Origin of the sequence: Streptococcus infantis, from assembly GCF_047464615.1 — a bacterium.
In the GTDB taxonomy this organism is placed as follows: domain Bacteria; phylum Bacillota; class Bacilli; order Lactobacillales; family Streptococcaceae; genus Streptococcus; species Streptococcus infantis_Y.
Genome location: NZ_JASHBO010000002.1, coordinates 95,780 through 116,645 on the forward strand (window position 1 = coordinate 95,780; position 20,866 = coordinate 116,645).

29 protein-coding genes and 1 pseudogene are annotated in these 20,866 nt (G+C 38.8%); 13 read left to right on the plus strand and 17 right to left on the minus strand.

The annotated features are described in order from the left end of the window. Window positions 1–93: 93 nt before the first annotated feature. The 16 genes and pseudogenes from QM450_RS01750 to QM450_RS01825 all read right to left on the minus strand — a co-directional run bounded on the left by QM450_RS01750 (window position 94) and on the right by QM450_RS01825 (window position 12,154). Window positions 94–1,428 (minus strand): sensor histidine kinase, encoded by a 1,335-nt coding sequence (locus QM450_RS01750; RefSeq protein WP_414319482.1) that lies wholly within the window; start codon window positions 1,426–1,428, stop codon window positions 94–96. Then, window positions 1,421–2,092, minus strand: a complete 672-nt coding sequence (locus QM450_RS01755; RefSeq protein ID WP_049548332.1) for a response regulator transcription factor — start codon at window positions 2,090–2,092, stop codon at window positions 1,421–1,423. The genes QM450_RS01750 and QM450_RS01755 overlap by 8 nt, the downstream gene beginning before the upstream one ends. Window positions 2,093–2,207: 115 nt before the next feature. Beyond that, window positions 2,208–4,754 (minus strand): M1 family metallopeptidase, encoded by a 2,547-nt coding sequence (locus QM450_RS01760; protein WP_414319531.1) that lies wholly within the window; start codon window positions 4,752–4,754, stop codon window positions 2,208–2,210. A gap of 122 nt (window positions 4,755–4,876) precedes the next feature. Further along, window positions 4,877–5,317, minus strand: a complete 441-nt coding sequence (locus QM450_RS01765; RefSeq protein ID WP_414319483.1) for an ASCH domain-containing protein — start codon at window positions 5,315–5,317, stop codon at window positions 4,877–4,879. After that, window positions 5,314–6,162: a putative PEP-binding protein gene (locus QM450_RS01770; RefSeq protein WP_414319484.1), complete on the minus strand. Its 849-nt coding sequence runs from the start codon at window positions 6,160–6,162 to the stop codon at window positions 5,314–5,316. Before QM450_RS01770 ends, QM450_RS01765 begins: the two co-directional genes overlap by 4 nt. Further along, window positions 6,140–6,640: an NUDIX hydrolase gene (locus QM450_RS01775; RefSeq protein ID WP_414319485.1), complete on the minus strand. Its 501-nt coding sequence runs from the start codon at window positions 6,638–6,640 to the stop codon at window positions 6,140–6,142. Before QM450_RS01775 ends, QM450_RS01770 begins: the two co-directional genes overlap by 23 nt. Window positions 6,641–6,679: 39 nt before the next feature. Then, window positions 6,680–7,283: pseudogene (locus QM450_RS01780) on the minus strand (DUF6707 family protein). A 50-nt stretch (window positions 7,284–7,333) separates the two neighbouring features. Next, window positions 7,334–7,705, minus strand: coding sequence for an Imm51 family immunity protein (locus tag QM450_RS01785; RefSeq protein WP_414319486.1), 372 nt, complete (start codon window positions 7,703–7,705; stop codon window positions 7,334–7,336). A 61-nt stretch (window positions 7,706–7,766) separates the two neighbouring features. Further along, complete coding sequence (locus QM450_RS01790; protein WP_414319487.1) at window positions 7,767–8,105, minus strand: hypothetical protein; 339 nt, start codon at window positions 8,103–8,105, stop codon at window positions 7,767–7,769. Between the two features lie 12 nt (window positions 8,106–8,117). After that, a complete protein-coding gene (locus QM450_RS01795) occupies window positions 8,118–8,543 on the minus strand; it encodes an SMI1/KNR4 family protein (protein WP_414319488.1) in 426 nt (141 codons plus the stop codon). Between the two features lie 19 nt (window positions 8,544–8,562). Beyond that, complete coding sequence (locus QM450_RS01800) at window positions 8,563–8,898, minus strand: hypothetical protein (protein ID WP_414319489.1); 336 nt, start codon at window positions 8,896–8,898, stop codon at window positions 8,563–8,565. A 35-nt stretch (window positions 8,899–8,933) separates the two neighbouring features. Beyond that, window positions 8,934–9,632 (minus strand): 3-oxoacyl-ACP reductase, encoded by a 699-nt coding sequence (locus QM450_RS01805; protein ID WP_414319490.1) that lies wholly within the window; start codon window positions 9,630–9,632, stop codon window positions 8,934–8,936. Continuing rightward, complete coding sequence (locus tag QM450_RS01810; protein WP_314726061.1) at window positions 9,625–9,861, minus strand: DUF2829 domain-containing protein; 237 nt, start codon at window positions 9,859–9,861, stop codon at window positions 9,625–9,627. The genes QM450_RS01805 and QM450_RS01810 overlap by 8 nt, the downstream gene beginning before the upstream one ends. 95 nt (window positions 9,862–9,956) lie before the next feature. Beyond that, window positions 9,957–11,102, minus strand: a complete 1,146-nt coding sequence (locus tag QM450_RS01815; protein WP_414319491.1) for a tyrosine-type recombinase/integrase — start codon at window positions 11,100–11,102, stop codon at window positions 9,957–9,959. 106 nt (window positions 11,103–11,208) lie between these two features. Next, on the minus strand, window positions 11,209–11,343 hold the full coding sequence (locus QM450_RS01820; protein ID WP_414319492.1) for a hypothetical protein: 135 nt from the start codon (window positions 11,341–11,343) through the stop codon (window positions 11,209–11,211). Between the two features lie 151 nt (window positions 11,344–11,494). Further along, window positions 11,495–12,154: a helix-turn-helix domain-containing protein gene (locus QM450_RS01825; protein ID WP_414275967.1), complete on the minus strand. Its 660-nt coding sequence runs from the start codon at window positions 12,152–12,154 to the stop codon at window positions 11,495–11,497. Between the two features lie 160 nt (window positions 12,155–12,314). On the opposite strand from QM450_RS01825, the gene QM450_RS01830 reads away from it, so the two are divergent. From QM450_RS01830 to QM450_RS01890, 13 genes are all read left to right on the plus strand, one after another. Then, window positions 12,315–12,518 (plus strand): helix-turn-helix domain-containing protein, encoded by a 204-nt coding sequence (locus QM450_RS01830; protein WP_000916878.1) that lies wholly within the window; start codon window positions 12,315–12,317, stop codon window positions 12,516–12,518. A gap of 14 nt (window positions 12,519–12,532) precedes the next feature. Next, a complete protein-coding gene (locus QM450_RS01835; RefSeq protein ID WP_414275968.1) occupies window positions 12,533–13,162 on the plus strand; it encodes a Rha family transcriptional regulator in 630 nt (209 codons plus the stop codon). Window positions 13,163–13,470: 308 nt separating this feature from the next. Next, window positions 13,471–13,923 (plus strand): hypothetical protein, encoded by a 453-nt coding sequence (locus tag QM450_RS01840; RefSeq protein WP_414275969.1) that lies wholly within the window; start codon window positions 13,471–13,473, stop codon window positions 13,921–13,923. Continuing rightward, on the plus strand, window positions 13,920–14,135 hold the full coding sequence (locus tag QM450_RS01845; RefSeq protein ID WP_414275970.1) for a hypothetical protein: 216 nt from the start codon (window positions 13,920–13,922) through the stop codon (window positions 14,133–14,135). The genes QM450_RS01840 and QM450_RS01845 overlap by 4 nt, the downstream gene beginning before the upstream one ends. Then, window positions 14,132–14,479 carry a DNA-binding protein gene (locus QM450_RS01850; RefSeq protein WP_414275971.1) on the plus strand — a complete coding sequence of 116 codons (348 nt, stop codon included), beginning with the start codon at window positions 14,132–14,134 and terminating at the stop codon, window positions 14,477–14,479. Before QM450_RS01845 ends, QM450_RS01850 begins: the two co-directional genes overlap by 4 nt. Continuing rightward, window positions 14,467–14,745 (plus strand): MerR family transcriptional regulator, encoded by a 279-nt coding sequence (locus QM450_RS01855; RefSeq protein ID WP_414275973.1) that lies wholly within the window; start codon window positions 14,467–14,469, stop codon window positions 14,743–14,745. Before QM450_RS01850 ends, QM450_RS01855 begins: the two co-directional genes overlap by 13 nt. Before the next feature lie 10 nt (window positions 14,746–14,755). Next, complete coding sequence (locus QM450_RS01860) at window positions 14,756–15,577, plus strand: DnaD domain protein (RefSeq protein ID WP_414275974.1); 822 nt, start codon at window positions 14,756–14,758, stop codon at window positions 15,575–15,577. A gap of 15 nt (window positions 15,578–15,592) precedes the next feature. Beyond that, window positions 15,593–16,417 carry an ATP-binding protein gene (locus QM450_RS01865; RefSeq protein ID WP_414275975.1) on the plus strand — a complete coding sequence of 275 codons (825 nt, stop codon included), beginning with the start codon at window positions 15,593–15,595 and terminating at the stop codon, window positions 16,415–16,417. A 24-nt stretch (window positions 16,418–16,441) separates the two neighbouring features. Continuing rightward, window positions 16,442–16,900, plus strand: a complete 459-nt coding sequence (locus QM450_RS01870) for a hypothetical protein (RefSeq protein ID WP_414275976.1) — start codon at window positions 16,442–16,444, stop codon at window positions 16,898–16,900. A 568-nt stretch (window positions 16,901–17,468) separates the two neighbouring features. Continuing rightward, entirely contained in the window at window positions 17,469–17,888 is a 420-nt protein-coding gene (locus QM450_RS01875) for a DUF1492 domain-containing protein (RefSeq protein ID WP_414275977.1), read from the plus strand. 220 nt (window positions 17,889–18,108) lie between these two features. Further along, window positions 18,109–18,288 carry a type II toxin-antitoxin system HicA family toxin gene (locus tag QM450_RS01880; RefSeq protein ID WP_001132280.1) on the plus strand — a complete coding sequence of 60 codons (180 nt, stop codon included), beginning with the start codon at window positions 18,109–18,111 and terminating at the stop codon, window positions 18,286–18,288. A 42-nt stretch (window positions 18,289–18,330) separates the two neighbouring features. Beyond that, window positions 18,331–18,783 carry a type II toxin-antitoxin system HicB family antitoxin gene (locus QM450_RS01885; protein ID WP_261050117.1) on the plus strand — a complete coding sequence of 151 codons (453 nt, stop codon included), beginning with the start codon at window positions 18,331–18,333 and terminating at the stop codon, window positions 18,781–18,783. A 116-nt stretch (window positions 18,784–18,899) separates the two neighbouring features. After that, the gene (locus QM450_RS01890) at window positions 18,900–19,109 is read left to right on the plus strand and encodes a BOW99_gp33 family protein (RefSeq protein ID WP_414275979.1); all 210 of its coding nucleotides are present in this window, start codon (window positions 18,900–18,902) and stop codon (window positions 19,107–19,109) included. Between the two features lie 588 nt (window positions 19,110–19,697). Here QM450_RS01890 and QM450_RS01895 read toward each other — a convergent pair. Continuing rightward, complete coding sequence (locus QM450_RS01895) at window positions 19,698–20,732, minus strand: DNA/RNA non-specific endonuclease (protein ID WP_414319493.1); 1,035 nt, start codon at window positions 20,730–20,732, stop codon at window positions 19,698–19,700. Window positions 20,733–20,866: the final 134 nt, after the last annotated feature.

The following is a 20,866-nucleotide window of genomic DNA, read 5'->3' on the forward strand; positions in this document are numbered from 1 at the left end:
ATTTTTGTCCCGACCTATTTTTCTACGATAGCTAAAGAGCTGCGACTAGAAAAGCGATACTTGGTCTACCGCTTTCTAAGTCACAGCCTTTTTTTATTTATTTTTACGCTTGGATGGTGTTTGAATGGCGATTTTTACTTCAAAAATCGTACCATGTGGTTTGTTATCCTTAACACTAATGGTTCCTTTTAAGGCATCAACAATCTGTTTTGCTAAAGACAAACCTAACCCAAAGCCGCCTTTTTGGCGAGTACGAGCTTTGTCAACTCGATAAAAGCGATCAAAAATTTTCTTTTTATCTGCGGCAGAAATACCAATTCCATCATCAGCTACTGACAAATAGAGATTACGCTCCGTCGTAGCAATGACAAAATGAATATCTCCTTCTTCTTCAGTATACTTGACAGCATTGTCAAACAAGATAGTCATGAGTTGTTTAAGAAGAAGATTATCTGTTATGATGGTCCGATGAATACGATTTTCAAAATGAAAAGCACGGTTATTTTCAGACGCAATCATTTCATAGTTGGTAAAGGTTGTGTTAAAGAAATCCGGCTCTACCTCTCCTAACTCCGGTTTAATGCCGTCATCACGACGAGCTAAATTAAGTAGATTAGTCGTTAAAAAGCGCATATTCCGAACTTCTTCTAGACTGGAGGCAATACTCTCACTTGACTCCATAATGGTTGCCTCAGGTTTTCTGAAAAGAGTTTCTAGACGATTTTGAAGAACAGCCAGTGGAGTTCGTAACTCATGACTGGCATTTTCCACAAAGCTCTGTTGCTTTTGCATACTCTCAAGCAAGGGTTTTACACTAACACGCGCAAGATAAAGGCTGGCAAGGATGGATAAAATCCAGAAGCTAGCCATGACTACCACGATTAATTGCTCATGATTTTGACTGATTTGCTCTATCTGACTGGTATTCATCAAAACCGCTGCATACTTAATATTGGTCGAGACAGAATCGATATTTATTTCAGATAAAATCACTCGGTAAATCTCGTCCTGACCGTAACTATTCTGAACATGAAGTTGTCGAATATGATTCAAATCCTTTTTATTAAAAGTAATTTTATCAAGACCTAAAAAGCGGTTGCCAGTCACTAATTGATTCAAATTTGAATCTAGCAATATCACTTCTGTATTGGAACTGACCGTTGGTTTTTTATCCGTTGATGGAGGAACGGATTGACTATTGAGATCTTTTACTTCATCTGTTGCTCGATTAACAGCCAACTGGATGACATCTTGAGGATTGCCACTGAGAGACAGAAGCTTCTCATCTACTGAGGTGTAGAGACTGGAGTGCATAACCTGCAAGATAATCAAGGTCATAGCAGAGAAAATCAGAGTAAATACTCCAAAGTTACGGATAAAGTAGCTAAAATCTTCTGCATACCAATTCTTTTTAAATTTATTAAACATGTTTTAAAATATACCCAACACTACGCAAGGTCTGGAGGTTTTCAGCAAAGACTGATCCCTTTAATTTCTTACGAACTTTTGATACGTAAACCTCTACGACAGAGATAGTCGTATCACTGTCGAATCCCCACAAACGGTCAAAAATCTGGGTTTTGGGTAAGATTACATTTTGATTTTGGAGGAAATAAACCAAGAGATCAAATTCTTTACCCAATAATTCAACAGCAGTCTCATTGACTTTAACCTCATTAGTAGAGAGATTGACAGTCAAATCACCATAGGAAAGGGTATTTTCATTGAACTTACCAGAACGTTTAAGCAAGGCCTGGATACGCATCTTGAGTTCTTCTAGATAGAATGGTTTTGTTAGATAATCATCTGCCCCAAGCTCAAATCCATGACCTTTGTCATCGAGACTTTCCTTTGCTGTCATGATAAGAACTGGTGTCGAAACGCCTTTTTCACGTAATTCTTTTAAGACTTGGAAACCATTTTTTTCAGGCAACATCAAATCAAGTAGAATCAAATCATAAACGCCACTTTCAGCTTCATAGAGACCTTCTTCACCATCAAAAACCTGCATGACATCCGCAAAATCATCCAGAAAGTCAAAAACTGAATTTGAAAGGCCTAGGTCATCTTCCACTAATAGAATCTTGATCATCAAAAATTCCTCCTTATTATATCTATTATAGCAAAAATATCTTAAAAAAAACTCAACTTCCCTTGTTTTTCCAATAGAAAGTTGAGTTTTTGTAATCTAGTTAGACTAGAATCTTTTAAGCTTTGCTATATTGAGCAACAGCTGCTTCAACTGCTGCTTTTTCACGCTTGATCAATTCAACGCGTGCTGCGATTTCCTTGATTCCCATACCGATGTTACGGCTAAGGGCAAGGTCAGAAAGTTGTGGCTCAAAGAAGGCCTTGTATTCTGTCAAGCGTTGCTCTGTCTTAAATACATGGGCAGGCAGAATAACAAAGCTATCAAAGCTCATATCTCCACCAAGAGCAGCCTTAATCCAATCCCAGTTTTCACGCGCCCAAGACCACGCTGTTTCCTGGGTTGCTTGATGACCTAAGAACTGGAAGTACCAAGCTGATAAGTCTTGTGGTTTTACCACAAATTTGTCCTTCCAAGAAGCAATCAAGGTTTGGATATTATCCGCATCTGTACTGTAGGCAAGAGCAGCTGCCAATTGGCGTTTAAAGGCGGCATCTGTGGCATGAGTATAAAGATCGAGATAAGTTGCGACCAATTCCTTAGTCTCATGGTGTTTCATTTCATTGATGAGAACTTGTGAACGAATAGCTGCTGGAAGTCCTGAAAGATTATCCTTGTGGGCTTCGAAAATTTGGCTAGCAACTTGACTGGCTTCCTCGTCATTTGAACGAATCATCATAGAAATTGTCAATTGACGGACCAATTCATCCTCATCAGATTCACCCTCTTTAGCTTCGAAACCAAGACGGTTATAGTTGTAACGAGCCAGTTTAGCAATAAGGGCTTTAAAGGCTTTTTCTGTCTCAGTTCCTTCATCGATAAAGCGATCAAGCGCTCCGATAACTTGTGAAACTGCTGAAACAACGAGATAAGATTCTTCTTTAGCCAATTGATCCACTACTGGAAGCAAGTCTGCGTACGAAATGTGCCCTGCTTCAGCAAGCAAACGACGTTCTTGGACGATTTGAAGTTTACTTGTGTTATCAAGTTCTACTAGGTCTGCAAGCACAGCATCAAGTAATTGACCTTGATAGTCTGTAATGTAGTGGGCTGTATTTTCAGTGTTGAGACGAAGTGCTCCTTCATTTTCAGCAAGAAGTGCTGCATAGCCAGGGATTTCGATACTTTCTGTTTCGAGAGTATCTGGCAAACCTTTCCAGTTACTGTTAAGTGGCACTACCCAAAGTCGGTTCTTATCTTCGTGTTCACCGATAAAGAATTGTTTTTGTGAGATCTTCAAAACATCATTTTCAACTGTGGCAGTAAGGACTGGATAACCAGGTTGCTCCAACCAAGAATCCATGAAGGCTGCTACATCACGACCAGATGCTTGTCCGAGAGCATTCCAAAGGTCACGACCAATGGTATTTCCGTATTGATGTTTTTCAAAGTAAGCATGCAAGCCTTTAGCAAAATCAGCATCTCCTAGCCAACGACGAAGCATGTGCATGAGACGGCTACCTTTGGCATAAACGATAGCTCCATCAAAGAGCGTATTGATTTCATCTGGGTGTTTGACTTCAACGTGAACAGATTGAACGCCATCCGTCGCATCGCGTTCAAGAGCAAGAGGTACTCCACCTGTTTGGAAATCTTCAAAGATATTCCAACTTGGTTCGATGGCATCCACACAGACGTATTCCATCATGTTCGCGAAGCTTTCATTGAGCCAGAGGTCATCCCACCACTTCATAGTCACAAGGTTACCGAACCATTGGTGAGCAAGCTCATGGGCAATAACGAGGGCTACCTGTTGACGGCTAGCAAAGGTTGAGTTCTCATCCACAACCAAGTAAACTTCACGATAAGTTACCAGACCCCAGTTTTCCATAGCACCAGCTGAGAAGTCAGGAAGGGCGATGTGAAGAGATTGAGGGATTGGATACTTAACTCCATAGTAGTCTTCGTAAAACTCGATTGAGCGAACAGCGATGTCTAATGAGAAATCAAGGTTTGAAAGTGGATGGGCCTTGGTTGAGTAAACACCTACCAAGGTACCATTTTTAGTTTTAGCAGTTACCCCTTGCAAATCACCAGCTACAAAAGCTAGCAAGTAAGAAGACATCCGAGGTGTAGTTTCAAACTTCCAGATGCCAGTTTCTTTGCGGCTTTCAACATCGATTTCTGGCATGTTTGACAAGGCAAGTTCGCCTTCTGCTTGGTCAAAACGAAGAGCTAGGTCAAAGGTTGCTTTGGCTTCTGGCTCATCCACACACGGGAAGGCTTCACGGGCAAAGTGACTCTCAAACTGAGTAGACAAAACTTCTTTCTTAACACCATCAACTGTATAGTATGATGGGTAGATTCCTGTCATGTTGTCAGTAATTTTACCTGAAAATGCTAGAACCAATTCAACTGAACCAGCTTCTTCAAGTTCGATATGAAGAGCTTCGTTTTCATTATCAACTGTAAATGGACGATCTTGACCTGCTACTTCAACAGAAGCAATCTCCAAGTCTTTTTGGTGAAGGGAAATACGGTCACTTTTAGCTTGACCAGTAATAGTTACTTTTCCTGAAAACGTCTTGGTCTCACGACTCAAGTCTAAAAACAAATCATAATGTTCAGGAATAAATGTTTCAATATAATGTTCTACTGCTTGCATCATATTCTCCTATTCTAAATTTATGAGCGAATGCTCTAGTTCAAACATACCTATTTTATCATATTTTTAGTCAGAAAAAAGCTTTGGACGGTGATTCCCAAAACTTTCTTCCTTCTAGTAGTCTAGAGAGGGTAGACCTTGCGAAATTCTTCTAAAACAACCTTGCTATCAGGTGTAAAATCCAGACCTGCTTCTCCTAACCAGTCTTTAAAAAAGTCTTCATGAACCTGACGCCAATAGGCTAAGGATTTGTCTCCTTCGCCTTCCTTGTAGGCATGGTCGGCTGAAACCTGATGGAAAGGCTGAACGGAAACCTTTGTAATTTCAACGATGCAAACAGCTTGATCTTGACTGTCTAAAATAACATCAAAGGTTCCTTCTTGGGGAAGGTGTTCGTCCTCTACTGCGTAAAGATCGTAAGCTGAGGCTGTTGCTGTTTTTTCGCCTTTAAAGACCAGATCCGCTAAAAGGTCTGGTTCCACTCCAAAGGCCCAGGCATCTATCTCATCTCCGATAGAGGGGTTGATTTGCTTGTAGGCATTCCACATTTCTTGAGGTGTCATGGGTTGCTCCTTTGTATTTTTTTACTTTCTTCTTTTACACGTTTGAGATGATATGGATGGTCAATCTCTAAATTAAAAATCTCTGGAATAGAACTATAATGGATAATGCACTTGATATCCATTTGATTCATTTTTTGTATGAAAGAAGCATTCAGATATCCTGCTACGGCGAAATCTATCTTTTTCGTCCTTGCTTTATCCTGTATCTGTCTCAGCATTTCTAACATAATGGGACTTTCCATATCATGCCATTGACTGTTCCTCACAGTCGCAAAAACAAAAGAAGTCAAATCATTCATTCCCACTACAATCTTTGAAATACCAGTTTCCAGTATCCTGTCCAAGTCAAAATAAGCTGACGGTAATTCAATCATTGTTCCAACTTTTCCAGTAAAACCATGCTGGCGCAATACTCTAATAGCTTGTTTTAACTGTTCAGCATCATTGACAAAAGGAAAAATAACAGACAGATTGGGATTGGTTTGATAAACTTCTGTAACGACATGTGCCTCAGCCTGAAATTCATCTGGACACGCCAATAAACGCCTAGTACCTCTATATCCAAATAAGGGGTGGCGTTCATCAAAATACTCTTTAGTCCCGTCTAGACAATTTGCTTCTGCATTTGTTAACTCTGAAAAGCGATACCAGACTTCTTCATCTGGGTACAAATGGCAAATAGTGTCTAGATAATCTTTTACAAATTGCTGACAACTTTTTATCAGTATGTTTTGACTGATCTCCCTCACCAAATATTCGCCACGAATCATACCAACATGATGAAATAGTTGTGGGTAAATTTTTTCAACAATTCTTTCGCCACTAAGAGCCAGTTGATTTTGCATGTTTTACCTTCCAATTCTTATAGCTTGTCATGTCCAATTCTGGAAATCCTCGTAACTCTGCCTTCACCTTCAATACTAAGGGGGAGGCATTTTCTTGGGTAATCTGCTCAAGAGGAAGCCAAATTGCCTTTGCTGAATCATTGCTTCCATCAAGAACTTCATGAGGAAGGGATTTTTGAGAACGTTCTAAATCAAGTACGATATCATAAAAGGCCATGATATGGTGTACTGCGAAATCTTGCCCTTCTTCTTGAACCAGCACATCATAAATTCTAGGGTTTGAATAACGGCTAAGCGTGTAGCCAGTCTCTTCCAGAACTTCTCTCTTGAGGGTTTCTGTCAACCCCTCACCGATTTCCTGACTACCACCAGGTAGATCAAAACGATGTTTATAGGGGCCTCTTGTTTTTTCAATGCAGAGAAGCTTCTCATTTTCAAAGCAAATGCCGTAGACACCAAAGTGTTTTTTGATTTCCATATTCTACTCTTTCTAAAAGTCCAAGATCAATAACTTACCCTATCCCTTAAAAGGAAAGAGGCTATAGATTTCATGCTCCTTGATATACTTCTTTAGCATCTCCATATTCTCTTCGATTTTTACTTGGATATCTGTCTCTTCACAAGTTGACTCATCAATAAAAAGGTGAATCTTCAATAAATCTGTCAAGTATAGCAAACAGCGTTCCATTTTCGATTCAGGACTTGAAGCTTGCTCGATTTTTGCAAGCTTTTGCTCCAAGCTATCACCATTCAAAAATCTCTGATGAACTCTCCTTCTTATTTTTTGAGTTGATTCCTCCCCTTGTTCTAATGGAGATAAAAGGAGTTTTTTATAGACGAGTACCTGATTTTCTTTTTCTCTTTCCAGATAGGCCAATAAACCCAGAGAGCTATCAACAAAGGTCCAAGTGTTATAATTCCCTTCAAATGGAACTTGTATGATACGATCTAATAATTCCTTAGCCATTTCCTCTTGACCATCCAGATAAAGTAAATAGGCCAGATGATTCAGTGATTCGAGATAGCTAGCTTGGGTTTTCTTATTCTTTTTTAAATTTTATCTAAATAGAGATGTAGTCTGGATGATTTTCCAGTTGTTCAACTACTTCTGGTGGCTTCATTTGAAATCCTTTCTATTCTCTTCCCAAAAATTTAAAACTATTTTAGTCAATTAATCCAACTCTGCTCGACTGAACAAGTCTTTCATGACTTCGATATCATCGCAAAATTCTTTAAATCCTAAAGCGAATTTAGCCAAGGCGTCTACCTTGGAAGAATAGGCACAAAACATACTTCCTTCAGGATCAAAGTCGATAGCATCGCTTAATTCAGGCATTTTTTCCTCCAAAAATACCAAAGCTAGCGATTCCCAATCGTAGCCATTTCCTTCGGCTCCTTCGTCTTCTCGAGTATCAAATACTTCCTGTCTATATTCTCCATCAGGGTAATAAATGAGCGACCCTCGAACATTTTTAGGATCCTCATCATATACAAGCAGGCTAAAAGGGGCAATTTTTTCATTTATGTTTTCGTAATCTATCATTTCTTAACTCCTTATTGTATTTGTTAATTATCAATGAAACTGCATAAATCTAGTATGCTGACTAGCTTTCAAAGGTCATAAAGCAATCATGCTGATTATAATAATTCAAAGCTTCGACCAAGTCTTGGAGACTTGCATCTGGTTTTTCTTCAAGTGCAACCGAGAGCACATCAAGCAACTGCTCTCCATAGTAGACTAGCTGGAGATTTTGCTCCACTACATCAGCAGGGTAAATATCACGGTCTTCTATGACATCCGGATAATCTGATACCCAATAGAGTCTATCTAGTGCTAGCTCTCCATCCTCCTTGCCATAGAGGCAAAAATCATCTGAAGAAGACTCGTCCGCGCGCACCTGCTCGATGATCTGCTCTAGTGAAAGTTCTTGGTGTTTCCGCATCTCTTCTCCTTTTTAGTCTTGTTCTTCAACAAAAGAGTTCAAAAATTCCTCAAAAGAAGCCCATTGACCGTAGATCTCGGCTGTTTCTTCTAGAACATAGAAGTACACCTTGCCATAATCCTCTGCCCTTAGAGAAAGTGCATAGTTGCCAGAACCAGGATCATAGGCGAAATGGAGAAGGTCTGTTGCCTTAAATCCCGCAGGTACCACCTCATCATCAAACCATGTAAGAGACTTCCTCATCTCCTCAAGTGAATTAAAGGAATTGAAAGGAAAGAGGTGATGTTCATCGTGGACACCACTTACTTGGGGCTGACCACCGTTGTGCTTGAGATAAAAATCCAACATAGTTTTTGGCAATTTCTTTCCAAGAATCTCCTCAAATTGTAAAAGGTCTTCTTTTGAAATCGGTGAATCTGCATCTAGCACTCTAAACATGATTTCTCCCTTCAGTTTTCTACAATTCTTCTTCCAATACCTTATCAATAAAGTCATTTACGTTTTTAGCAACTTTTTGCATTTCTAAGGAGCCTAAAGCACCCAAGTCATTTTCATAAATGCAATCATCTGCATTTTTCTTAATAAAGTAGGCCAAATCTCCTTCCTGTCCAATCATAAAGTAATCTGGCTCGACCTCCTCAATCTGATAAGTCTCATTACGCTCCTCTAGATCCTCCTTGGCATACAAACAGATACCTGTATCTCCAATTTCATAGGGGTCAATCTCTTCCCACTCTGATAAAAACCGATAGTAAAGATTGGGCAAGACAAATCCAAACTCATCTCTTTTCATGGCTTACCTCCACATATTCGCTGGGATCAACTATATTACTTCAAAGACCAACCACCATCAATAGTCAGGATTTGTCCCTGCATGGCACTCGCTTTTCCACTTGCTAAAAAGAGGCTAACTTCAGCAACTTCACCTGGCTCAATCCAGCGTTTGATAGGTGTTTCACTAGCTACCCAGTCCGCCAAACCACCTGGTTCAAAATCAGCTGCCGTCATACCCGTCTTAACTGCACCTGGTGCGATTCCAAAGACCTGGATACCAGCTTCTGCATAGTCTAGAGCCAATTGCTTGGTAAATCCAGCCAAGGCGTGTTTAGAAGAGGTATAGGCGTGACCACCACCGCCTGCTAGGTTTGAAGCAATGGAACACATATTGATGATGATTCCATGTTTATGTTCCAGCATTTTTGTTAAATAATAGCGGGTCAACTCTACTGGAGTCACATAATTAATTTCAAAAATCTCTTGAATTTCCTGGACTGATTGTTCTAGTAAGGGCTTGTAGTCATCCAATACACCTGCCGTATTACACAAAATATCCACCTGAGGGCACCAGTCAAAAATTGGTTCCAAGTCAAGCGTTAAATCACGTTGTAGAAAGTGAAAGTCCCCTTGTAAGGCGGGCTTTTCACCCTGATCCACTCCGAAAACCTGATAACCTTTTTCTAAAAATGAGCGAGCCTGTGCTAGGCCAATCCCTGAGCTAACACCCGTAATGAGTACACGTTTAGTCATGGACTTCCACCCAGTCTGTCGCTAGGACATCACAAGGAGTTGGGCTCCACATGGAAAAACCTTCCCCTTCTCCAGATACATTGATAAGAAAATAAGGTGTCACTTCAAGAGCGACCCCGTTTTGTTCGATGGTATCAAAAATCTGGACATAGTTCTCAGCCCCACCCCAACCAGTACGTACATATTTTTTCTTAGCCTTTAGTCCAGGCAAAATTTCTTCAAATGTCATGTTTTTCTCCTTTGTTGTCTATAAACGTTGATTTAATAGGTTTTTTAATCATCCTATGAGTTCTGAAATATAAATTTGTTCACCTTTTTGTGGACTTACAAGCTATTCATGGCTTTTTCAAAATATGAAACCGCCTCTTTTTCTTTATCCGCAGATAGGTGGCTGTATATATCCATGGTCATAGCTAAAGTAGCATGACCTAAACGGTATTGTAATTCTTTATAGCTGATACCAGCATTTAGCAATAAACTAGCGTGAGTATGGCGGAAAGCATGAAAAGTAAAGCGAGGAATAGAAATCTCAGCACACCGTCGATCTAAAGCCTCCTGTCTGGTTGCCAGATTCTGGTACTCTCTCGTAGGTGTTGCAAACACCACAGTCGAAGCACGCGCCCCAGACTGCAAATATAATTGGCGCTGCCTATTCTTGTATAGACGTAGCATGTTGACTGTTTTCTTGTCTATACTGATTGTCCTAACTCCTGCTTTGCTTTTTGGTGCACCTATTAGCTTTAAAAATCTATTGTAGTTCTTGCTTATGCTTATGGTTCCATCCTCTAAGTCAATATCAGACCATTCCAGGGCTACTACTTCACCGAAACGGCATCCAGTAGCAAGTAAGACACTATACAGAACATAATCAAGATAATAGCTGTATTTCTTAAACGCTAGTTTTTCCATGTGGAGCAACAGAGCCTTTAAATCGTCTGAATCTATGAACTTGATTGCTTTATTCTCACGTTTAGGCTGTTTAGGGAGAATAATATCTCTAGCTGGATTGAATGGCAAGAGCTGGAGAGATACCCCATACTGTAAGACACGCCTATTTATTGAATGAACCACTGCATAATGGACTATCTGAGTAGATAAATCGTTAATAAAGCTTTGTATATAACTAACAGACAACTTGGCCAGTCTCAGACTACCAAAGATAGGTATAAGGTGATTATAGAGCATTTGCTTAGTTGCTACAAAAGTTTGAGGCTTTACTGTAAGCTGGTAACTGTCTAGCCATAGATCAGCTAACTCCTGATAATTCTTTACAGGTACTACTTTTGTCACCGTACAACCGTTCGATATAAAATCATCTTGCGCGTGCTTTGCTTTCTGCTTGACCTCTTTTCTTGTCCTACCCGTTACACTTGTTTTGGCTTTCTTTCCTGTTACCTGGTCAACTCCTAGATATACATTAGCTCGGTATACCATTGTACCGTTTTTCTTTTTGACTTCATTTATTTGCATGTTTTAAATCTTTCTAAAAAACATCAGCAGGCAAGCTATTATTAAAAAGGTTTTAGATTGTGGTTTAAATCATGCTAGGGCTTCATAGTTTGCCTTGTATTTGATTTTAATTAGTCAGACGGTAAATAATACCAGAGTAGGAACCAAGGCGGATATGGGGCTTATATGGGCTTGAAGCTCGAACGAAGCTTGAGAAATCACGCGCAGAACGTGAAAAAACATGAATTTTTGAAGATTTCAAAAGCTAGAAAAACCAGTGCTTACAAGTCTTTCAATGGTTTTAAGTTATTTGGGTTCATGTTGACAAAAGTTGACATTTTCAGGGTATAACATACCAAAAGACTAGGAAAACTTATATTTCAGTTTTTCAAGATAGTAACAAATGAAAATTTTTAAAAAGGTAACTCAAATTTGCAATCAACAATTTTTGAACTAACAATAATTTGAATATCTTCGCTTAAAAGCTGGTCAACATGTCCTGAAGAATTTTTTGCAAAAACAAACTCTTCTTTAAATTCTTGTATTAAATACTCTTTTATATTTTTACCAACTACTTGAAGTAAATCGTTTGTAAAAATATTTTGGAAATTGCTAGGTAATTTAGTGAATTTATCATAAGTTTCTTTGTTTTGTTTCTTCAAAAAAACTTTCACTGTGACAATCTCTACTTGCTGATAGTTACGCTTAATTTCCTCAATATCAACAAGATTATCTGGCTTATTAGTGTTTATATGAAATTCAAGGTCCACTTTATACTCTAGTGTAGCAACCGGTCTATCTCTGTCTAAGATTTTAACAAAAGTAAATATATCTCCACTGTCTTCGTCGATAAAATATTTTATCTCATAATCTATTGGAGAATAATCAAAAAAATCGTCCGAAGTAACCCCTAAAGTGTTACAGATTTTATTAACAGTTTCATAATCAACTTGTTTTGATCTATTTGAAGTAATCTTAGAAATTGTTGATTGTGCAATTCCCGTATCACTTGCTAAACGCGCACCACTCATTGACCTTTCAGCCAATAGTATAGCCAATCTATTTATTAACATAATACCACCTCTTTTTATTTATTATAGCGTACACGCTAATAAAAGTAAAATATAAAATAATAATTTAAGTGTTGACAATATGTTTTATATGGTGTATCATATCATTAAATTAGTCATTACGCTATAATGATTAGTTGATAAAAAATAATAAGGAGCGCCTATGCTAAAAAATAACTTACTAATTGTTTTTGCTGAAAAAAAGACTAATGCTAGTAAAGTTTCCAACGAAACAGGTATAGCTGAGTCTACAATTTCAAACTTAACAAACAACAAAACTGATGTAAAGCTTTCTACCCTTATCAAGCTTTGTAACGCTTTAAAAGTTCGTTTGTCTGATTTAATTGAATTTTCACCAGAAAATTAGAAAGGAGCAAAAACATGGAATTAGTCTACATGGACGGCAAGAAAGAGCCGTATACTACAAGCGAGATCATCGCTGAATGTGCTGAGGTTACTCATCACACAATACAAGAACTTTTAAGAAAGCATAAAGCTGATTTTGAAAGCTACGGAATTATCGCATTTGAAATGCGTAAATTAGATGGGCGAGGGCGACCAATGAAAATCTATCGCCTAAATGAACAACAGGCAACCTTGCTGATCACTTATCTAAAGAATACCGAACCTGTACGGCGGTTCAAAATGACCCTGGTCAAAGCATTCTTTGAAATGCGTGAGGAACTTTCTAAGTTTCGTATGCAGAGAGCGCTAGAAAAGCCAAAAAGAAAAACACTGCATGACAGTATTGAGAACTGGGAACAAGCACCAAAGCACGCGCATAGCACCATGAACAACTTGCTACTGAAGGCAGTAACCGACAGGAACGCTAAGCAGTTAATGGCGGAACGTGGGGGCTACAATGGCATTGATAGCTTGACCAGTGAGGAGCTGGAGCAATACCAAGCATTTGAGGACATGGTAATAGCCATGATTTGCTTGAATATGAGTTATCAGGAAATTAAGTCCCTGGTATTCAGAAATAAAAAACCACGCACTAAATGCGCGTGATTGCAACAAAAAAGGCTTACCGAGACCAATCAGCAAAGCCTTTCACACTAACACTAAAACGAATTTAACAAAGCAGGCAAGCTATTATTAAAGAGGTTTTAGTAAAGATTTATACCTAGATTATAGCATATTTAGGACATTTTGACCATACGGAGAGCGCCAACTCTTAAAACTGGTACTTTCTCACGCTTTCAAATATTGGCGACTCTGAGCGTGAGGAATGTGAGCAGGAAAGGCATTAAAAAGCTGTCAAAACAGGACAAGCCCATCAAGGCAATTACACAAACATAGAAACAGAGGTAAACACCATGGCAGAAACAACATACGAGAATTTAACTAGACGTATAGAAAGAATTAGCTCAGAATTACACCAAGCTGACGAAAATAACGATTTTTCTAGAATATCGCTTATATCAGGACAGGTAAAATCTATCAAAGAAGATTTATCTCGTCTACTTTGGATTGAACTTCCTGAATTGAATGAAAGTCATAAAATCGAGGCAGTCTCTAAAAGCACTACGGGAATGTTTTTCCACCCTGGTATTTTTGAAATGGAGGCTATGCGGCAAGCCTTCTTTAAACGCCAAGCCAAGCACTTTTTTGACAACGAAGCAGAGCAGCAGGCGTATATAGAACATGCTGAAAAGGAGTATTTAGAGGCTACTATAACCTTAAAAGATATTCTTTTTAATTCTAAAAATGCTAATCGGAAAGTAAGTAAAGATCATCTTATAGAGAAGTTTGAGGAGGCGATAAAATGAATGAGCTAGATTTAACCAATACACAGGCGGTTATCTTTTCCGTGGTATTGATTGGCTTGCTGCTTTATCTAAACCACCGAGACCGCCAAAAAAGCGCCCAAATTGAGCGAGAAAGTAAACAGACGATAGAAACACCTAGCGAGGATTTAAACCCTGAATATGGGCGATATATCCAGCTTGCAGGGGTAGACGTATGGGGAGGAATTGAATGAGTCTAACAATGAATGACAAGCGAGTATTAAGACTAATTAAGGTAGGGGCTGAGAACTCCATAACAGGGGCAGAAATCAGCTTAATGACCAAGTTAGCAGAAAGAACCGTACAGGACATTATCAGTCGCCTGATCACGCGCTACGGTGTTCCTATCATCGGGGTACGTCACGGAGCTTTCAGAGGCTACTTTATCCCAGCTAACAAAGAGGAGTTACTGGACGGAGCAAAGGCATTCTATAACCAGGTACAAGAGGAACAGAAGCGCCTAACCGTCCTTTTAAATGCCGATTTAGAGAGTTACAAGCAACTGCTGAAGGGAGCTGATGAACAATGTTCAGTTTAAGCAAAGAAAGTGAAAACAGTCTAAAACGTGGCATCTTAAAACTGGTAGAAAACTTTCTAAAAGACTATTTAAAGCCTAAACAACGTATAACAGGGCTAATGACACCTAAACAACTCAAGGAAGAGTTAGAGATAGATTACAACACCTTAAAACGTTGGGAACGCGCAGGGCTAAAAAGGTTCACTCCTCCTATCGAGGATACACGCAAAGTCTTTTATAAAATCGATGATATTCTAATATTTCTAGGAGCTGATAAAGAATCATAAGGAGTAAAACGTGGCAAGAACAAAAATATATTTTTGGCTAAAAATTGATAAGAAATTTTTTGATAATATTTTTATCAAGAGACTAAAGACAGTACCTGGTGGGTACACCATGACAGTCATTTATATTAGGCTTATGCTAGAGAGCTTGGAAAGTGACTGTATTTTATACTATGAGGGCTACTTTGACAATCTCAAGGAAGAACTAGCACTAAAATTAGATGTATCAGAAGATGATATAGATATGACTATGGCATACTTTACAAAATGCGGTTTAATACAGATTGACGAAGATAAAAACGCAGAACTACCGCAGGCTAAAGCCTTGGTACAGCAGGAAACCAACCAAGCAGCATATATGCGAGAATATCGGAAACAGCAACGAGAAAACAAAGAAAGCCTTACAATGTTATCCGATAATCTTACATTGTTAACTACATGTAAGACAGAGATAGAGAAAGAGATAGAGAAAGAGATAGAGAAAGAGATAGAGTTAGAGTTAGAAGAAGAGATAGAGAAAAAAACTTCTTCTGCTCCTACTGCTGAAATCTCTAACTATTACCAAAAGCGTATAGGGGTTATGGATGGGCAACAATATCAAATACTGACTGACTATCTTACTCTTGACGGTATAGAGCTAGAGGTTATCAAGACTGCCATAGACAAGGCTGCAGATAACGGCAAGCGATCTTTTAGCTATATCAATTCAATACTCAAGCACTGGCGACAGAATGGTATTAGAACCATGGTACAAGTCGAAGATGAACAGAGACTATTTCAGCAAAAGAAACAAGGTCAGTCTGATGACGATATTCAAGACCCGTTTATCTACTGACGGAGAGGAGAATCAATGGAATTACTGAATACAGACCAGCTTAATGAAAAAATAAAGGTGACTGATAAACTTTGCCCAATTCATCAGATTAACCTAGTACAATTCAAAAAACCAGATGGTTATATATCACCCTACTGCATGGAATGTACTAGGGAGAACATTAAACAGACAGAGCTAGAGGGCGTAGAAAAAGCCCTAAGGCATAATCTGGACTCTTCAACCTATGACATACTAGCGCGTGAAAGTACGGTGTCAAATGAGCTGAGAGAGGCCTCTTTTAACACTTTCAAAGCCGATACAAAAGAGGAACACGAGGCCAAGGAGTTTGCTATCAAGCAAGCTAAGCAGTACCTAAATGGCATGACAGGAAACACGCTGATTATGGGCAAACCAGGCACTGGTAAAAGTCATTTATGCTATTCCATGGCCAAAGCCATCAACGAAGGCTATAAGGCTAAGAATGACCCTAAGAGCGTCCTCTTTGTCAGCATTGCTGAAATCGTCACGCGCATTCAGTCAGGCTGGCAGTATAGGCAGAGTGATTTTACAGAGTATGACGCCTTGAAGCTGCTGACTGAGGTTGACTATCTCTTTATTGACGATTTAGGTACAGAAAGCGTTATGAATAGCCGAAAAGATGAGGCTAATAACTGGGTACAGACCTTTCTTTTCAAGATTTTTGATAGGCGGGAAACAACTATCATCAATACCAACCACAACGGAAAAGAGTTAGCCAGAATTTATAATGACAAGCTAGTCAGTCGAATTGGCAAACGGTCAGAGGGGAATGTATACAACATGACAGATATCAAAGACAAGAGGATGAAGCGTAATTTTTAACCAAATAAAGAAAGGATGAAGTCCATGATAGAACCAGCATACTTTGAACAAGTAGATCAGGAACTGGAGGAACTCAATCGCAAACGTGACGATTTTATGGCGGATGCAACACCAGTATGTCTTGAAGATACGCCTAAACTGATTGAACTAGGTGAGAAGCTCCGTACAGAAGACACCAGCATAAACACCTATGAGTTATACAGACACCCTGAAGCGCGTGCAAAGTTATTCGCCCAAATCGCGGAAGCCTGCTTCTTGCTGATTGCAGATAGTTCACCAGTACCAGTGCAACCAACACAAGCCCAGCGGATCCATTTTTGCGAGTACCTGGAAGGGCAGTTTCAGATTATCATTAAGAAGTTAGTCGCAAGCACAGACAAGCAAGCCCTGGAGTCTTTACTTGAAGCCCTGCAACTGCCCAAAGAAAAACAAGCTCAGTTTGTCCGTGATGTGGTAGTAAGTGGCTTACTCAGTGAAGAATAGTAGCAAAAGGGCATTGCCTCTTTTTGTGGTTTCACTACTACTGAACCCAATCAATTTGGGTTTTTTACATGATAATTTGTAGTAGGGTGCAATTTACAAAACAAACAAATACTACATATTAGACGGTTTAAATGTTAAAAAAAGCTAGATATATCAAGGATTTAAGTAAGTAGAGCGTTCCAAAAAAGGGTTAGGTAAGGGTTAGGTAAGAGCAGAAAAAAATGTAAAGGTTTTGTCAAGGTTGCGTATTTAAAAATAGGCTAAGGTTGAATATTTAAAAATACTAAGGTTTTACAAAGGTACAGGATTTTTTAGAACCATAGAACGGTAAGATTTTGGTTAGGTATCGAACTTTTCCATTGGTGAGATTTTGGTTAGGTAGTGGCAAAAATATGCCTGGCAAATGGCAGGATTATGTGTGTTGAACTCCGAGAAAATAGCTCTTGAACAGAGAAGATTACATAGCTTGAAGCTAGAGCGAACATAGAGAAATAGCAAAAAAAAGCCAAGGCGCTCCGCCTCAGCTATAATTCCAACACTATTATTATATCACAGAGGAGACCAAGGCATGACACCAGAGCAAGTAAAAGAAAAACTAGAGGGCGTTAAGTGGATCAATAAAGAAATAGAGGGATTATATTTAGAGCTTGCGGCTTTAGAAAGTGGTATTATCAAAAAGCAAGAACTGAGCACTACCAGAGTACAAACAAGCCGGGTAAATACGGCCGAGAATAGCCTTATAAGTGTTCTAAAACTAAAAGAGGATACGCTTCAGAGAATTGAGCGACTTACTGAAGAGAGAATGGAAATATCTAGGCTGATCGATAAGCTGGCCAATCCGCTTGAGCGTTCTGTTCTAAGACTTTTTTACTTGAATGATCTCGTGGCTTTAGAAGTAGCTGAGGAAATAGGGAAATCTACCACCTCAGTATATCGAGTAAAGCAGGAAGCTATAGAACATTTGGCAGGTATGATAAATGTGGATTGATTTAACCTTACCACAGAATTAGGAGCGTATGGGGAGCCCTAAGCTTCATATTTGCCCCTATTTCGCTTTGTTTTGGGGCAGACAATAAAAACACCACGGACAACTAGAAGCCCTTAGAAACGAATCTGGGGGCTTTTGCGATTTGAGAGATAATAAGTATTATCCCTTTACAGTACGTGTAATACGTGTTATAATAATACTGTCAGGAGGTAAAAGCGCTATGCCTATGACACAAAAAGAGATGGTCAAACTCCTTACGGCTCATGGTTGGATAAAAACCAAAGGCGGTAAAGGCTCCCACGTTAAAATGGAGAAGGAAGGGGAAAGACCTATCACAGTCCCTCATGGTGAACTGAATAAGTACACTGAAAGAGGGATAAGAAAGCAAGCAGGACTGTAATAAAGGCAGTCCCCCGCTTGTCTTTGATTTTGGAGGTAAACTATGCTTGTCACTTATCCAGCTTTATTTTATTATGACGATACAGACGGAGCTAACGCCCCTTACTTTGTAACTTTCCCAGATTTTGAACATTCAGCAACTCAAGGGGAGGATATGGCAGACGCTATGGCAATGGCCAGCGATTGGCTCGGTATTAACCTAGCTGATTATATCGAGAATGGGAGAGAAATTCCTACCCCTACTCCTATTAACGCTTTATCTTTGGCTTCTAACAACCCTTTCCAGGATGATGAGGACATAGATCTAGTCTATGATCCTAGTAAATCTTTTATCTCTATGGTTATGGTTGACGTTGCAGAATATCTAGGCAGTCAAGAGCCTGTTAAAAAAACCCTAACCATTCCACGTTGGGCGGATACATTAGGGCGTGACCTAGGGTTGAACTTCTCACAGACCCTAACAGACGCTATTGCTGATAAAAAAATCCATGCTTAATAATTAACTATGATATAATTGACTTATAAACAGAGCTTTTCCATCTCCCCTTGAAACAGTTCGTTCTGCAGTAGGAGGTGGGACAGTTCTGTTTTTACCATAAAGGAGTATTTAACATGGCAAAAGTTAAAGAAAAATGGAACCCAACAATATCACATATTGTCCCTAAAGCTACCAAACTAGCAGACGGTACAATATTAGACAAAGAAACAACCTTAACACAAGAAGAATTTACTAAAAATTCCCCTGTTATTCCAGCAGGACACCCTTATTATAATCTTTTAGCTAGAATAAGCAGAGAGGAAATAGAAAAGGAAGAGCTATAGAACCAAGAAGCAGTAAAATATAGTAGTTTTGCGCGTGATATTCGCTTGAAAATGACTTGTTAAGATCAACAAAATTGATAACCACGCGCTTTTAGCTATCTCACCTTTTCGCTAGCTAAAACAACCAATGCGCGTGATAAACATGATATAATATATTCACAGCTTGAGGCTTGCATAGTCTATCCGATTAGGGAGAGTTAGACCGTGAGGTCACACACTCCCTTTTTTGGTATAATAAACCTATCAGATAAGCAAAAACAACTAAAAAAGCGTAGCTGATGACTACGCTAGTTCTTGCCTGCTGAACTCGTAAATTATTGACCTATTTTAGGTCTTTTTTACTCCCCTTTTTGTGGACTTTGGGGGAATATTAAAGGTCATTTGTGACTATGTTTTTTCAAAAATTCCACAAAAATATAGCCTAAAAACGCCTATTTGAAGCCATTCCTAAGCATTTCTTAAAATTTCTTCAAATGTCATGTTTTTCTCCTCTGTTGTCTATGAATCTTAATTTAATTATAACAAAAAACCGTTTTTCAACGGCTTTTTGACTGTGATTATTCTGATTTATATAACTTGAGAAAACTATCACCATTGCAATCCAGCTTCTCTAATTTCCTTTTTAGAGGCAAACTTGCCATTTGGTCGATGCCATCTTCCATTTCTATCTCTAAAGTAGCCACCTGTATTACTACTTTGTGATTCTTCTTCTGCTGGTGCTGGTGCTTCAGTTTCCTGCTGTTTCTGTTCTTCTTTAGCCTTCTCTTCTACTTCTTTTTTAGCTTTTTCTTGTGCTTCTTTTTCTTCAGCCTCTTTCTTGGCCTTTTCCTCGGCTGCCTTAAGCTCTGCAGCGCGTTCTTCAGCTGACTTGACCGTATTCTTTGCAGTACCATCTGCATAATTTATTTCAGCATTGGCTGAAACGTTATCCAAGGCGACATGGGTTACGGAATACTTATCAATTTTTTCCTTGCTACTACCTAATTTAATTTCAAGCAATTTTCCATCCTGATCAATTCCTACGTACTGTAAGATAATCTGTCTCGGAATCAATTCATTATCCTTATAGACAGCTGTCACCTTATAGTCAAGGTAATAGTTTGGATGATTTGCAAGCCATGAATCAAGTCCATTTTCATAATAGAGCATGCTACTTTGATTTTTGTCATCCGTTCCAGTAAAGGCACCTGTATTTAACCAAGCTGTCATAGGAACTAGATTTCGGCCTTCATCGTTGAGTCCACTAAATTGATAACCAACTAAATGACCGCGATTCATCAGCCAAGCCTCTTTAGAACCATCTCCGTAGTAAAATTTATAGTTATGCCATCCAACTGGATCAAAGGTTAATTTAGCTTCTCTCTTTTCTTTAGGCTCATCACTATCTTTTAGCTGAATGTGAGCAGAAGTTGCACGGGATTTTGAATCAAGTTCCCCGAGTTCTAGCTGCTTTTCATTTTTACAAGTAAGTAAGCCAGCTTCCTTGTATAACTTTGTATTATCCTGCGTAGTCTGTTCAGTCATTACAGGTTCAGCTACTTTCGCCTCTTCTTTATGTTTCGAGCAGCCAACAGATGTCAGTAATGAAAGTAAAACAACAGAAGTCAAAACTATTCTTTTCATTTCAAACGCCCTATTTTATTAAAATATTTATTATATTGTTATTTTATACAATTTTACCATATATAGTTTGCTTTTTCAAACAATTATATAAATATTTTTACAAATTTAAAAAGAGCGAGTTAGAATATCGCTCT